At 47.7% G+C, this 14,367-nt stretch carries 12 protein-coding genes and 2 tRNA genes; 1 reads left to right on the forward strand and 13 read right to left on the reverse strand.

Going from position 1 to position 14,367, the window contains the following annotated elements; all coding sequences use genetic code 11:
- Window positions 1-71: 71 nt before the first annotated feature.
- From AC3WRW_RS05765 to AC3WRW_RS05775, 3 genes are read right to left on the reverse strand one after another with little or no spacing between them, the layout of a single operon-like run.
- On the reverse strand, window positions 72-584 hold the full coding sequence (locus tag AC3WRW_RS05765) for a metallophosphoesterase (protein ID WP_492545403.1): 513 nt from the start codon (window positions 582-584) through the stop codon (window positions 72-74).
- A gap of 26 nt (window positions 585-610) precedes the next feature.
- Window positions 611-1,948, reverse strand: a complete 1,338-nt coding sequence (locus AC3WRW_RS05770) for a Na+/H+ antiporter NhaC family protein (RefSeq protein WP_492545404.1) — start codon at window positions 1,946-1,948, stop codon at window positions 611-613.
- A 6-nt stretch (window positions 1,949-1,954) separates the two neighbouring features.
- Window positions 1,955-2,794, reverse strand: a complete 840-nt coding sequence (locus AC3WRW_RS05775; protein WP_492545405.1) for an alpha/beta hydrolase family protein — start codon at window positions 2,792-2,794, stop codon at window positions 1,955-1,957.
- A 108-nt stretch (window positions 2,795-2,902) separates the two neighbouring features.
- Between AC3WRW_RS05775 and AC3WRW_RS05780 the strand changes: the two genes are divergently transcribed.
- Entirely contained in the window at window positions 2,903-4,105 is a 1,203-nt protein-coding gene (locus tag AC3WRW_RS05780) for a hypothetical protein (RefSeq protein WP_492545406.1), read from the forward strand.
- A gap of 50 nt (window positions 4,106-4,155) precedes the next feature.
- Here AC3WRW_RS05780 and AC3WRW_RS05785 read toward each other — a convergent pair whose 3' ends face one another.
- The 10 genes from AC3WRW_RS05785 to AC3WRW_RS05830 form a co-directional block, all read right to left on the reverse strand.
- Complete coding sequence (locus AC3WRW_RS05785; protein ID WP_492545407.1) at window positions 4,156-4,893, reverse strand: DUF1906 domain-containing protein; 738 nt, start codon at window positions 4,891-4,893, stop codon at window positions 4,156-4,158.
- A 130-nt stretch (window positions 4,894-5,023) separates the two neighbouring features.
- A complete protein-coding gene (locus AC3WRW_RS05790) occupies window positions 5,024-5,311 on the reverse strand; it encodes a DUF2277 domain-containing protein (RefSeq protein WP_492545408.1) in 288 nt (95 codons plus the stop codon).
- Window positions 5,312-5,397: 86 nt separating this feature from the next.
- The gene (locus AC3WRW_RS05795) at window positions 5,398-6,627 is read right to left on the reverse strand and encodes an MFS transporter (RefSeq protein WP_492545409.1); all 1,230 of its coding nucleotides are present in this window, start codon (window positions 6,625-6,627) and stop codon (window positions 5,398-5,400) included.
- 64 nt (window positions 6,628-6,691) lie between these two features.
- Entirely contained in the window at window positions 6,692-7,291 is a 600-nt protein-coding gene (locus tag AC3WRW_RS05800) for a TetR/AcrR family transcriptional regulator (RefSeq protein WP_492545410.1), read from the reverse strand.
- 206 nt (window positions 7,292-7,497) lie between these two features.
- Window positions 7,498-7,571: transfer RNA gene (locus AC3WRW_RS05805), tRNA-Ile, on the reverse strand.
- A 10-nt stretch (window positions 7,572-7,581) separates the two neighbouring features.
- Window positions 7,582-7,658: transfer RNA gene (locus AC3WRW_RS05810), tRNA-Met, on the reverse strand.
- 90 nt (window positions 7,659-7,748) lie between these two features.
- Window positions 7,749-7,913, reverse strand: coding sequence for a hypothetical protein (locus tag AC3WRW_RS05815; RefSeq protein ID WP_164484139.1), 165 nt, complete (start codon window positions 7,911-7,913; stop codon window positions 7,749-7,751).
- 165 nt (window positions 7,914-8,078) lie between these two features.
- Window positions 8,079-9,830: a hypothetical protein gene (locus AC3WRW_RS05820; RefSeq protein ID WP_492545411.1), complete on the reverse strand. Its 1,752-nt coding sequence runs from the start codon at window positions 9,828-9,830 to the stop codon at window positions 8,079-8,081.
- A gap of 24 nt (window positions 9,831-9,854) precedes the next feature.
- Window positions 9,855-11,114: an efflux RND transporter periplasmic adaptor subunit gene (locus AC3WRW_RS05825; RefSeq protein ID WP_492545412.1), complete on the reverse strand. Its 1,260-nt coding sequence runs from the start codon at window positions 11,112-11,114 to the stop codon at window positions 9,855-9,857.
- A 29-nt stretch (window positions 11,115-11,143) separates the two neighbouring features.
- Window positions 11,144-14,254 carry an efflux RND transporter permease subunit gene (locus AC3WRW_RS05830; RefSeq protein WP_492545413.1) on the reverse strand — a complete coding sequence of 1,037 codons (3,111 nt, stop codon included), beginning with the start codon at window positions 14,252-14,254 and terminating at the stop codon, window positions 11,144-11,146.
- Between the last annotated feature and the right edge of the window lie 113 nt (window positions 14,255-14,367).

Consider the following 14,367-nt stretch of genomic DNA (forward strand, 5'->3'; position numbering starts at 1 on the left):
ACGACAATAGCCCCCCCCCTTCGCAGAACACGAATAAAAAAACCGCAGCCACCCGGCTGCGATTTCTTCCCCTACCCCTGCTCCTCATCCACCACAACCGAATCACGAATCTGTTCAAAAGAAACAGGCGTATAATCCAATTGCTCCACACTCACATTGTAATATTGGCGCCCTTCGTATTTCTGACCATGAATATGGCCGTGAACATTGACATAGGGCATTTGTTTATTCATGTACATAGGCTCATGCGACAGGAAAAAGAAGTTCATATAAATGAGCGGATACTCGCTCACTTCATCGAACCCGGCGTCCAGCCACCAGGATCTCGATCTCCCCCGATCGTGATTGCCGAGGATGAGAATTTTGTACCCGTTTAGCTGCGAAACGATCTCTTTTGTACGTTCTTTGTTCAAAAAAGAAAAATCGCCTAGATGAAAAATTTTATCCTCTTTGCCAACGACAGCATTCCATTTTGCGATCATAGTCGCTGTCATTTCATCTGTGTCTGCAAAGGGTCTGTTTTCGAAATCAATGATGTTCTTATGACCGAAATGATGATCTGATATAAAAAAGGTTGCAGGCACAGTATCTCCATCCTTTACTTGCTTTATTATCCAAGAGCTTTCCCGCGGCTTCTCCAAGCGTACGACCATACTAAGGTACATAAGGGCAAAGCCCAAAGAAACGGCGCATATCCAACATAGTGCTCAACAGGCACCCCAACGATCGTTCCACATACGATAGCCAGCATGTTCCACGGAATCATGGCAGCTAGAATGAGACTCGAATCAGCAACGACTCTGGCAAGCTGGCTGCGCGGAAACCGTTCCTCCCAGAAGGGGAGCAAGCTCCTCCCTGACATCATAATCGGCAAGGTTTGCGTGCAGGAAACAAGACCAAGTCCCAATCCGAATAAGGAGGTTCGAAACGTTGCCGAGAACAAGGAGGCGGAGCGTCCTCCCAACAGCTTTTGCATATAGGACTGCAGAACACGATTTTCCTCCAAAATACCATTGAAAGCTCCCGCAAGTCCAATAAGGACAATTAACTCGACCATGTTGGACAAGCCTTTGGTTTGCAAAGAATCGAATAATATAGAATGATAGCCAAACCACATCGCATGCAGCCACTCATACCAGGTAACCCCTTGATAAATGAAACCAATCCCAATCGCCGAAGCTATGGACAGGAGAAAACCGTTCCTCGTTTTAAACCTTAACAGAATCGAAAGAAGCAAAAGAATAACTGGCAATAAGAGCCAAATGCTATAGGTAAAACCCGTGCCAAACTGCTGCTGCAGCCATGCTTTTTCACCATGATGCCATCCCCCTTTTAGATCGGAGAACAAGAAAAAACCAAAGGTGAAGCCTCCGGCACCGATCGTGGTGGGCAGCAAAGCTTTAAACAAGTCTTTTACAGAAACACCGGTCGAAGAAGCAACAAGACGATTGGCACTTGAAAATGGCGACGTCCGATCGCCGACAAAAGCACCTGAAACGAGAGCGCCGGCAACCATCGGCAAAGGGATTTGCAGCAGCAACGCAAGACCGATCAACGGGATTCCGACTGAACTAAGCGTCCCCGTGGATGTACCAAGCAGCATCGAAATACACGCTGACAGCACAAAAGAAAACGTAAGAAAATAACTGGGATCCACAATGCGAAGCCCCAAATCGATCATATAAGGGATCGTCCCGCTAGCCGTCCACGTAGGGATCACGACGCCGACCAAGGCGAGAATCCAAATAACTTCTTTGGTATGTTTAACCCCCTCCCACATGCTTTGCAGGATGTTCCAAGGCGCGGCTCCGCCCCGCCATACAAACAACACTAAGGTTGACAGCCCGAAGGCAAAGCCAATCGCTAAAGCAAGGTGAAGCGCATATGCGGCCGCGAGTCCAAGAATGGTAATGATGATGGTTACGCCAAGCTGTCTATTCGTTAACATGTAGTTTTATCCCAGCATCCTTCGAATCGTTTTGAGGGTCTCGTTGATCGCCTGCTTGAGCGGTTGCGGCTCCCCTTGATAGGGATGAACCGAACCAAAGGTGTGATTCCCCTCAGGGATTCTGATCCATTGGATGGCCGGATTCTGCTCAATCAACTGCTGGGAGCCACGAATCAAGCGCTCTCCGTCTTCCGTACCTTGAATTAACGCGATTGGAAATTCAGCACCGCTAATCCGGTTGACAATATGGAATCTCTCGCTGTTACGCTCCATATCTTCCAGTATTTCAAGGTCTAACGGCATATTTTGCTTCGTGCGCCCGTTTAACGTGTGCGTTCTGCCCGTTCTGCGCATCTCTTCTTTATTCTCTTCTGTCAGCAGATCAACATTTGCAACGCCATTCCAACTGATAACACCGGCGATTCGTTCAGGATGATCGAGTGCATAAATCAAACATACGCCAGCTCCTCTGCTGTGTCCCAAAAGCAAGATTGGCTTCTCGTCGTCTCCGGACATGCTTGCCATACGACCAATCTCCTTCACGACTGCGTCCAGATCTTCCAAATCCTTGGAGTATGTATCCCGGGCAAACTTCTCAAGCTCCGTAAATTGGAGCAAGTCTTCCCCAACGCCATTGTGAGAGAAGTTGATGGACATCACATTCACATCTGCTGCCAACGATTGCGCCACATGGGGAAACATCCCCCAGTCTTTGAAACCTTTGTATCCATGGCAAATGACGATTGTCCCTAGAGCCGGCTGTGACGCAGCTTCATAGTAATCCCCTCTGACCGTGCGATTCTCCGCTATATGTAGTTCGAACGCCTTGCCTTCATTTAGCTGCATAAATTTCCCTCCCTTTCTTGTATGGCTATATTTTAGCACAAATGCATTTCGGACAGCATGTCCCTGCGGATTGTTCATAAATTTAAGGCAAATAGTAAAAACTTGACTATGGCGTCTCAGACTGTCCCTTACGGTGTGAATCGCTCTAAATACAATCCAGGAGGAAGCTTACCTATGCATCATACCCGAGCAACTCGCTTGCTCCGAACGATGATTTGCACCCTGTTGCTTTCAGTGCTATCCGTTGGTGTGTTAAGTCCGATGAACGAAAGCTTTGGCCGAGTCTACAGCACTCAAGAAACTGGCAACTCAAATACTTTCTTGCTGGTGGTCAAATCATCGCCACATGCAGCCTACCGAACAGAAGCATCCTTTCAAAATAAAAAATTGCAGCGAGAGCTTGAGAAAATAACGGCAGGCCCTCCCTATGCCGAAGCTTTGCTGCCGGATACCACCCTGACGTATGCCCAAAAAGGGCAGACGCAGAACTACGGTGTCACGGTAAACGGGGAATTGGTTGATCTCATGACGAAATCCACCATTGCACTGTCCTCCGGTACGCAGGACGCCCTCCGTCTGGAAGTCAGCGCCCTACGCGCCAAGCACTATGGCGAAATTCTGACATGGGAAGACGCAAGCAAGGTCATCCCTAAATATAGCAAGTTCACGATTACCGACGTGGAGAGCGGCCTCAGCTTCGAAGGACAGCGCCGCGCAGGCTCCAGCCACGCGGATGTTCAGCCGCTGACGAAGACCGATTCCGCGACGCTCAAAACCATCTACGGCGGCGCCTGGAGCTGGGACCGCAAAGCGGTCCTCGTGAAGGTTAACGGCCGCACGCTGGCCGGCTCCATGCACGGCATGCCGCATGGCGGAGACGGCATCCCCGGAAATGACTTCAACGGTCATTTCTGCATTCACTTCCTCGGGAGCGTCACGCACGGCTCCCGCTCCTCTGATCCGGCGCACCAGGTCATGGTGCACCGCGCCGCAGGCTTGCTGACGTCCTACATCAGCAAGCTTTCGCCTTGGGCGCTGATCGACGTCTGGATCAGCGGAGCGAACCAAGGTGACCTGCAGCTGCTGCAGGTCACTACAGGGCAAGAGCAGGCGGTGCATGTGCGCAGCATGCGCCGCCTGTCCAAGTCCGTGGAGCGGGATGTCTCCCAGCTCCTGGAGCTTGAGACCGCGGTCGACGTTACGGTTACACCGGCACGTGCTTCCGCGCCAGCCCACAGGCGTGTGCTCTTTCGGCTCGAAAGAGCGTCGCTCGATTCGCGCTGGTACATTCGCAGCGCGGTCATACAATGACAGAAAGCCCGTCATCTCCCCTTTCACATGAGATGACGGGCTTTCTTTTCTTATTGCAGCGGCTGGCCGGAAGCTTTCCGCAGTTCATTCGCCAATCGGTGGAACTCCGCGCGAGCCGGGAGCGAGGTCGTGGCATCGTAGCCGGCGGAAAGAAAAGGAATCATCACATTGGCATCTTTTGGTGCAAGCGGATACGTAACCGGCGTTGTTGCTGTGCTCCACCAACCTTCACTGCCATAGGACTCATCTTGATCGATTTGGATGCCATTCGCAGAAACATCGTTCAAATATTGATAAATGTGAATAAAAGAGGATTTCGCTCCGCCGCTCCAGGCATAGGTTTGCCAAAAATGCGAGCAAGCCCCCGCATTCCTAACGGCTTCCATCACCGCATAAGAGCCATATACCCCTGTGGTATAATCCGGTGTCGCCTCGCTTGCCCCTTGGATATATGCAATGACAGTCGCCATTTGGGCGCTTGTAGCATCAAAATCGACTGCAAAATAAATACAGCTTCCTGCAGGTTGTCCCAGCTGATCAGCCACCTGCAACGCAGCAGCGCCGTCAGCCAGTCCCGCGGTCCTTCCGCCAAGTGCCCGATCTGCCGTTGTTTCGAAGACGGATACGATTTCCAATCCTGCTTGGCTGATCGCTTCCGCTTCGCTCTTCGTTAATGCCTTGCTCCCGCTCGGAACGAGATATCTGGCCACAAACGAGTAGCCATCCTTGACGAAAGTAGCGGCGGTTTGTGCCGTTAAAGGTGTTGAGCAATCAAAACCTTTGGTCACTTTCTATCACCTAATTTCTACTAGTTTCCTACATCATATGCTCGTAGAAAATAGCTGCTACACATCTAATGAGTTACTTATCAAAGGAAAGCAAAAAAGGCCCCTACCTATGAAGGTAAGAAGCCTCTTGTTAAGGGTTAAGCTTTTGTACGGTTCCGAATCGTTTGGCATTTCTGGCGCGCGCACGCTCGATCTCAACGTCCCGGTTGCGCGGCTCCGCATTCGTTACAAGCGAATCCATCAATTGACGTGCAGCCTGCGCCACCTCGTGAACCGCTTGGTTGAACGCTTCCTCGTTCGCCTTCGAAGGCGCGGCGAAACCCGAAATCTTTCTCACGAATTGTAGAGAAGCTGCCCGAATTTCATCATCCGTTGCAACAGGATCAAAATTAAACAGCGGCTTAATATTTCGGCACATCACAAGCAGCTCCTTTTTCAAAATGGCGGGAAGGGTTAGGTGATTTAATTCCTTCAGTTTAACTTATCTACATATGTTTGTAAAACTCAAACCCCCGCCTTATCGGCTTGAACACTATTTTGCAGTGGCTGTAAGCTGCGCTTTTTACTTCTAACCGATAGGATGAAACAAATGAACAAGACTAGACACGCCAGCGTATACGGATAATTGACATCCAAGTCGAATAAAAAGCCAGCTGCAATAGGTCCGGCAATATTCCCGAGACTAGTAAAAGCAGAGTTCAGCCCGGCCACGTAGCCTTGCTGATCCTTAGCCACCATTGACATTTGCGTACTGATAGCCGGTCGTAAAATATCGATTGCCAGAAATACAATAAAAGTAACGGCAAAAATCATCCAAAATTGGTGAACGAATAGCGTCAGAAAAATAAACAAGCCTGCAAAGAAAAGACAAACGGAAATGACCCGCCGCTCCCCGAAACGGTTCAAGATCCAGCTGAAGGCCGTAACTTGAACCACGGCGCCAGCGATGGACCCGAATGTGATGATAAAGGCGATATCCTTTGGCTGAAACCCGAATTTCCGATCCACAAACAGCCCAAAGATCGTTTCAAAATTAGCAAGTCCGAACGACATCACGAAAACGATGATTAAGCCTAAAAAATAAGGCTCTCTATAGGCGTACCTCAATTGAGATAAAAGCCCTCTTTTTGGAGCTTCAAACGGTGGTGTATCTGATGCATTCTCTTGTGCAGGAAGCGACTCCCGAAGAACTAGCATGGTGATGCATGCCGCGAGAATCCCCGCCGCCGCCGCGAAATAGAAGGGCATGCGGATACCGAATTCAGCAATATAACCGCCAATGCCCGGTCCAATAATAAAGCCTGTTGTAATTGCTGCTGTAATATACCCCATCCCTACCGCACGCTCTTCCGGTGTCGTGATATCTGCTGCGTAGGCCATAACGGCCGGCATAATCATTGCCGCACTGATGCCGCCCAGCATCCTCGAAGCAAAGAGCAGGCTAGGCGAGCTGGCTAATCCAAACATGACCTCAGAGACAGCGAACACCATCATGCCGATCACAATCATTCTTTTTCTGCCGAAGGAATCGGCCAAACGGCCGGCGAGCGGCGAACAAAGAAACTGCGTCAGCGAAAATGCGGCGACCAACAGGCCGATAATCCCTCCTGTAATGCCCAGACTCTCCATAAACTTAGGCATAATAGGGATGACAAGTCCTATTCCGGAAAAGACCAGAAGCAGATTAAGCATGAGTATGAATAAAGCTCCCTGATGTTTTGTCAATAATTTCATTTCTAATATCCTCCCATTCCGATAATACTGAATAAATATTCAGGATTATAATAAAAAAAAGGGGCTAACGTGCCGGCTTGGCAATGCCCTGCAGAAACACATCCATAGCCGACCGATAAGCCGCTAGCGCTTCCTCACGTTCCATTCTTCGGCTATGTTGACTTAGCCCAAGCAGCAGACTGTCCAAAATAATCGCAAGAGTGGACACATTCGTAATTTCAAATTCATGATGATCGATCCCCGTCTGGAGCAACTGCCGATTAAAGTCAATATAGCCTTTGACCATTTCGTTAATCCGCTCCTCCACTTCCGGAGCTTTCTCTGCATTATTGAAGAACTCATCCGCGGCCTTCGTTAACGGATGACTCAGTTGATCATGCGCCAAATGCTCGGCCATGCCATATAATTTATCGGTTATGGTAAGGTACTGCTTTTCCTTGACCAACCAAGTCCTATCCCATTCCCTGTTCCAATCTTCAAGCAAGAATAAGAAAAGCCCTTCCTTGTTCTTGAAATGATAATAAATGTTACCGGCACTGCACCCGGCAGCTTTTACAATGTCTTCAATTGCGGTGGCTTTGTAGCCTTTTTGAGCAAATAAAGCCTTTGCCGCATCGGCGATCTTCCTCTTTGTTTGCTCGGTTTGCTGCTTCTTTTTATTCACACATGCTTCACCACTTTCCAGCTGACAGAACTTTAAATAATACTGAACATTTATTCAGTATTATAAGTGATAATTGAAGTCTTTGCAAACTCTTGTAAATGTGCACAAGCCCCTCAATCTCCACTTTGTATAAGTAGTAGAATGAGAGGCTTGCTTAATGTCCGAAAATAATAAAAAACCCTTATTTATCAAGGGTTTCCGTGCTATGGGCCCAGAGGGACTCGAACCCCCGACCAATCGGTTATGAGCCGACCGCTCTAACCAACTGAGCTATAGGCCCTAATGAAATTTGGTTGCGGGGGCAGGATTTGAACCTGCGGCCTTCGGGTTATGAGCCCGACGAGCTACCGAGCTGCTCCACCCCGCGTCATGTGTGCCGCTCAACAGCGACAAAAATAAATATACACTAAGCGCGAGTGGTAAGTCAAGCGTTAATTTTTAGAAGTCACGCAGAAATTTACGTATTGTAACGAACGCCGAAACGTCCCTTTTTCGACTTGAATACTTCCACTTCTTGCGGGCATTCATACCCATAAATCCACCAGTCTTCTTCCATTCTTTTCGCCAAACAGCCCGCTTGAAACTTGGAATCATATAATTTGGCCCAATATATCCAGTTCATCGCAATCACTCCGTTTTGTTTAAACTGATAATGCTATCTTATCCAAAATGAAACGGACTTATGAGTTCGTCGGAACTGACAGGAAGATGCAGCTGGCAAAACGATAAAAAAACCGCTTAGACTGTGCTTTCGGCACAAATTCCAAGCGGTTGTCTACGCATGCAGCTATTGTTTAAAAGAGGTCAGCAGCCGTTTAACGGTTTCTCCATATTCGTTTGTGAAGGTCTCATAAATTTTGACTTGAATCGGATAATCCAATTGACCGGATCTCACGTTGAAATCCATCGTATTCGTCCCACTGTGCAATCTTCCTTCGCCGGCCAAATCCTGCGTCGTTTTACCAATCGGATTTCCGACATTATCAAATATTTCAAAGGAAAGCTTGTTGTTATACTTATCGACTGTAACCAGTTCATCCGGTTTGATGTCCAGCTCCAGCTTCAATTTGTAGTCATAAGTCAAGGCAGCCAGATATAGCGCTGTAATGCTCCAGTCCTTAATTTTGATTTCATATGGATACACCTGAATAGCATTGTTCGTCATATCATTTTTCTGAACGGGCACTTTTGCCGTAGCCAGCAATGATTTGTATGTTGTATCTGAGCTTGTTTGTTGGCTGTAGAGATTCATTTTCAAGCCCTCGCCGGTTTCTGAGGCCGGAAGAGCATACGAGTAGCTGACAACATAGGAGGCCTTAGGAACGACGCTCAGAGCTGTAGCTGCCTGCCTTTTGCCGCCGTAAGCATATCCGTCTTTACTGACAAGCTCGGTTTGAATGGCCGGAATCGGGATCGGACGATCGCTGTTATTCGTCAATTTAAACTTGGCAATTGCCGTGTTGAAACCGTCGTCTTCATTATTTGTAATATGGAGCTCTACTAGCGATACATCGACATTGGACGGTACGAATTTGTTCGTCGAATCCAATTTGACAGGCGTGCCCAGCGTGTAGGCTGGAGCTGGAATGACGCCTTGCGTCGCTGCCCCAATCGGGAGCAGGATGTTCGCGCGCCCTACGCGGTACGTTTCCTCTTGAAACTTGCCGTCGCCCAGCGCCGTGACAAAGCTTTCCGGAGACACGACGTTCAAACTGGTGAATTCTGTGTCCAAATCGGTAGGGATGACGACATGGATATACTTTTTCTCACCCGGGTCAAGCACAACGGAAGCTTCGGCGCGGTTGCCGGAGTATACCGTGCTCTCCGTCCTGCCGTCGATTCCGAAATTCGGGACCGTTTGGCGTTCATTCGTCGGGTTTACGACTTGAATTTGCACGACGGTTGACACGCCTTTGGCTGTAATTTCCTTATGGATATCCACAGGGATGAATCCAATCGGGGACTTCAAGGAAGGCAGCGTGAAAGGCTCTCCCCATTTGAGGAGGGCGGATGATTTGGTAATCGTGCTGTCACTGCCATTCCACACCAGCGCCGCGTCAACAGGGACGCTTAGCAGTGTCGTTTCTTTTTTCGGATACACTTCCATATCAACATCAACAAAGCTAAGCTCACTTAGTTCAGCGTCATCGCTGCGCTCTACAGTACTCAAGTAACTGAGCTCTTGCTGCGATTTTGGTTGGATGGATTTTGGATTTTTGGCGCTTGGCTGTAGTGTATATACGGTACCATCCGCCATGCTGGCGCGTATTTCAAAATCAGGCACTCGAGTCACTTTGCCGCTTGTATTTTTAATCCGAATGACTGCGCCAAGCTTCGTTGAATTGGATTCATGGTCATTGAGCATGCTTTTGATCTCAACTTCAACGTTATTTGTCAGGACATAGCTCGTAATTGTGCTTGTTTGAGCAAAAGCAGCCGGGCTCACACTCTCCGCCGCCCATGCAGGAAAAGAAGCGGTAGTTAAAAGTGCAGCGGATAGTACAATGGTGGCCAGCGATTTCTTCATTTTCTTATTCACGTGGTTCTCCTCCTTGAGCTCATGTTAGTTGCTCACTTTAATTTTATCTCCATCTTTCAATTGGTGCTGTCCGGATGTAACGAGCATTTCGCCTTCTTTAACGCCGGATAACACTTCTTGATTCGTTTCATTTAAACGTCCAAGCTCAACCTTGCGCTTTTGAACCGTTTCCCCGTTCACGATGTAAACAAAGCTGTCTCCGCCTTCGCGAACGATGCTAAGACTCGGGATGACAGGCACGATTTGCTCGTCATCTTTTGTAAGCTCGACTTGAGCCTTGGATCCGGGCTTCAGCTGGCCATCCGGATTCGGAATTTCAAGCTCCAGATCGTAAGCTTTGGATTGCCCGTTTATCACATCGGATAAATACGTTACTTTGGCGTTGGCTTTATCTGTAGCCCCTGGAATGTAGAACGTTAATTCGCCTTTGCCGCGTACGAGATTGGCGGAAGCTTCGGTCAGCTGGGATTTGATTTTGACCGGATTCGTTTGCTGCACTTCACCGACACGGCCGCCCGGGGCTAACGTTTGGCCTACTGTTATGTTGAGATCCGTTAATACACCGGATGCAGGCGCTTTTACTTCGAGATTGCTAAGCGTTCTATCGATATTCCGTGCGCTAACTTGTGCAGATTCCAGGCTAGTTTCCACTTGCGCTAGTGAATTCGTCTCTTGCAATGTTTTCAGAGATCTACGAGCGCTCTCCAAATCTTTCTTCATATTCGTAAGTGCTGTTTCTGACTGCTCCAATTGCGTTTTGGTAGCTGTTCCTAGATCATAATCATTGCGAACCCTGTTATACGCTTTCCCTAGATCGCTAACTGCTGTTTCCAATTTCGAAACCCCGTCTTTGGCATCCGCGATTCCATTTGCTGTCTTTTGCTTAGCTTCGACAAGTCCTGCCTGAGCTCCTTTGATGCTCACAGCATTTAAATCTTTTTGAATCAACACATCCGTCGGATCCAAGCGGAAGAGTACATCGCCCTTCTCTACTTTATCTCCGCGTTTCTTTACTATTTCGATAACTTCCCCGCCCGACTTCGCCACTACATCCAATTGAACGGATGAAACAACGTCTCCTACTTGTTCAATCGGATTGCCAATTTTCTGCTTCGCAATTTTAGCCGTTTTCACAACTTTAACCCCTTGCTCGGCAGAGGCTGCCGGTGTGGCGCTGGGGCTTGCTGCCGGTGTGGCAGAACATCCCGCGGCGATCGCCGCGCTTAGCGCGACGACACCGAATAACTTGACACTTTGCTTAATCGTAAACAACTGACGTTTCATATTCGATTTCTCCTTTTCCCCTGTTCAGCTTATTGAAGCGCAGATGGTGCTTGCTCCGATTGAATGGAAGACGACTTCCCTTTTCTTTTGAACCAGCGGCCTTCTCTTTTCTTAAATAAAATCTCGTACATGATAGGCACGATAACTAATGTTAATAGAGTTGAAGTCGTAAGACCGCCAATAACGACGACAGCTAATCCTTTGGAAATGATCGTTCCTTTCGATAAGCCAAGTCCTAATGGCAGGAGGGCAATGATCGTTGCGCCAGCCGTCATAATGATAGGTCTTAAACGTGTAATCCCTGCCTCGATAAGGGCATCGCGAATGGAATAATTTTGCTCTCTTAGCTGCTGCACACGGTCTACAAGTACAATCGCGTTCGTTACGACGATACCGATCAACATGAGGAATCCGATCAGTGACGTAACATTGATGGATTCTCCGGTAATAAGAAGTCCTAGAAGCCCCCCAATCGCCGCAAGCGGCAGGGAGAACAGAATGGCTAACGGCGCTCTTGCGTTTCCGAACGCAATAACCATTACAATGTAAACTATGAAAATGGAAGCAAAGATAGCAATGAACATCTGCATGAAGCTTTTGTTAATATCATCGGAAACCCCTTTGACTTCACGGGAAACGCCCGATGGCAGCTCCAGCTTCGCCAATTCAGCGGTTATTTTTTGGCTCACGCCGCCTTTATCGGTGCTTTCGATTTTGGCTCTGACACTTACGATTTGCTCTTCATCTTCGCGGCTTATGCTGTTTGGTGCGTCAATTTGCGTTATACGTGCAACTTCATTCAACTGAATGGTTTGACCCGTTGGCGTTTTGATCAAGAAAGTGCCTAATTTATCAACGGAGTTCTTATAGACGGGATTCAGCATAACTTTGGTCGCATACGTGACATTGTTAAACTTCAAATCTCCGAGCTTCTCTTCCGCAATCCAGGAGTTAACCGATTGTAAAATTTGCGCGGAGGAAAGATTGTATAAACGCGCCTTGTTCTGATCGACCGTAATCTCAACTTCGGTTTTGGAGTCGCTCAAGCTGTCTTTAATATCGTTAAGCTCAGGGAATTCTTTCAGCTTATCTTTTACCATCTGAGCGGCTTGCTGGAGATATAACTGGTCATCGCCTTTTAGCGCATAGGAGAAATCTGCGCCTGTAGAAGTTGGCGGCCCTCCGGTAAACAACTGGATATTGACATCCGATCCGGGCGGCATCAATTTCAGCATATCTTCCTTGTACGTTTTGACGGCTTCCGTCGCATCTGTAGCAGGAGTTAGTTCAAAGAACATCATCGCTCGATAAGCATACCGGTCGCTGGTTTGGTTATAACCGACTAGCGATTCGATATATTTGAATGCAGGATTGCCCAATTTGTCTTTATGCTGCTTCAACTCTTTTTCGAGCTCTTTGGATTTCTCATTCATCATCTCTAGGGATGTTTCGCGCGGCATCTTAATTTCGATTGCGCCTTGTTTGACAGCTTCGCTGTTCGGCATGAATGCCACAGCCAGATTCGGTACGGTAATTACAATAGAAAGAATAAGTGCTACTAATGCAATCAACAGCGTTTTGATGCGGTTATTTAAAGACCAAATGATCGCTTTTTTGTACTTTTCACCCATAGGACCGACATGATGTTCGTCGTGATGGGTAAGTTTATTGGATTTAAGCACCATCAGCTTCGCCAACATCGGAATGACGGTCAAAGCAACAATCAAAGAAGATAACAAGGCTACAACGAGTGTAATGGCAAAAGGACGGAATACTTCGCCGACTACCCCGCTCACGAACCCGATCGGTCCGAATACACCTACCGTTGTAATCGTAGAAGACGTAATCGCACTGGATACTTGTTTCGTTGCCAACCGGATAACCGATTCATTGCGCTGCTGAGCGACTTGCAGTTGGCTGTAAATATTTTCGATAACGACGATACTGTCGTCCACGACCCTACCGACGGCGATCGCCATGCCTCCGAGCGTCATAATATTCAGGGAAATGCCCAGCGGCCCCATGACTAATAACGTGACGAGAATGGAGAGCGGGATGGAAACGAGTACGATAAGCGTCATACGTATATTACGGAGGAACAGCAAGATCATAACGGAAGCAAGAATTGCGCCTAATCCGCCTTCCTGTACCATACCATGGATAGAATCTTTAATATCGTTGGCAGAATTATAAATTTTGTGGAATTTCACGCCAGGCAGCGTCTTCGCCCAGTCTGACATTAATTTATCTGCACTGTCTGCAAATTCAACGGCATTCGCCGCTTTTGTTTTGTACAATAACACACCGATAGCCGGTTTATCGTCTAATCTGGCAATAAACTTGGACTCGCTGATGGCTTCAACCTTGGCAATTTGCTTAAGGAGCAGCGTATCGCCGGTTTTTGAGTTCACTTTTAAATTATCCAGATTGTAAATGGTATCCATTTCGCCCTTCACGCGAACCATCTGCTGATTTCCGTTGAAATCCACAGTACCCGCGGGGCTTGAAACTAATGCCGCTTTAATCATGCCTGAAACGTCTGCAGGCGTTAATCCATATTGGTTAATCGCAGGAGCATCCAGCTTAATCGTAAGCACCGCATCCTGATTGCCGACAGAATCTACATGGTCGATTCCTTTTAGTCCATTGAAGCCGGGAAGAATTGTGTTTTTGTAAGCATTATCGAGCTCTGCCTGGTTCATTCCCTCATCGCCGTAAACGGCTAAGTAGTAAACCGGTTCGGAAGCGAAGCCTGCCGTTAATACTTTAGGCTTTTCGGAGCCTTGCGGAAGCTTCACATTGGAGATGAGACTTTCGACGTCCTTTTTCACATCTTCAGGCTTCTTGTCTTGCTCCAGCTCCAAAATAATTTGTGAGTAATTGTCCTGCGAGCTTGAACTTAATGTTTTTAGCCCGTCTAATCCGGCAACCGCCTTTTCCAGCGGTTTCGTAATTTCGTCTAACACATCCTTCGGAGGGGCTACGTATGTAGTACTTACGATGACGACCGGAAACGTAATATCCGGGAAACTTTCTACTTTGAGCGTCGTTGTGGAATATGAGCCACCCACGACTAACAGCAGCATGAGGATGAAAATTGCTGCTACATTTTTCATTGAAAACTCGGTTAACTTGATCATTCTCACTTCTCCCCTATCACCAGCTTTAATACTCTGACACTCACTCAACCATCATACTTGGAATTTCTTAACAAAACATAAATTTTTTCCGAAAACTTTGTGTATTTTCGCGG

The organism is Paenibacillus sp. FW126-R14 (assembly GCF_058789495.1).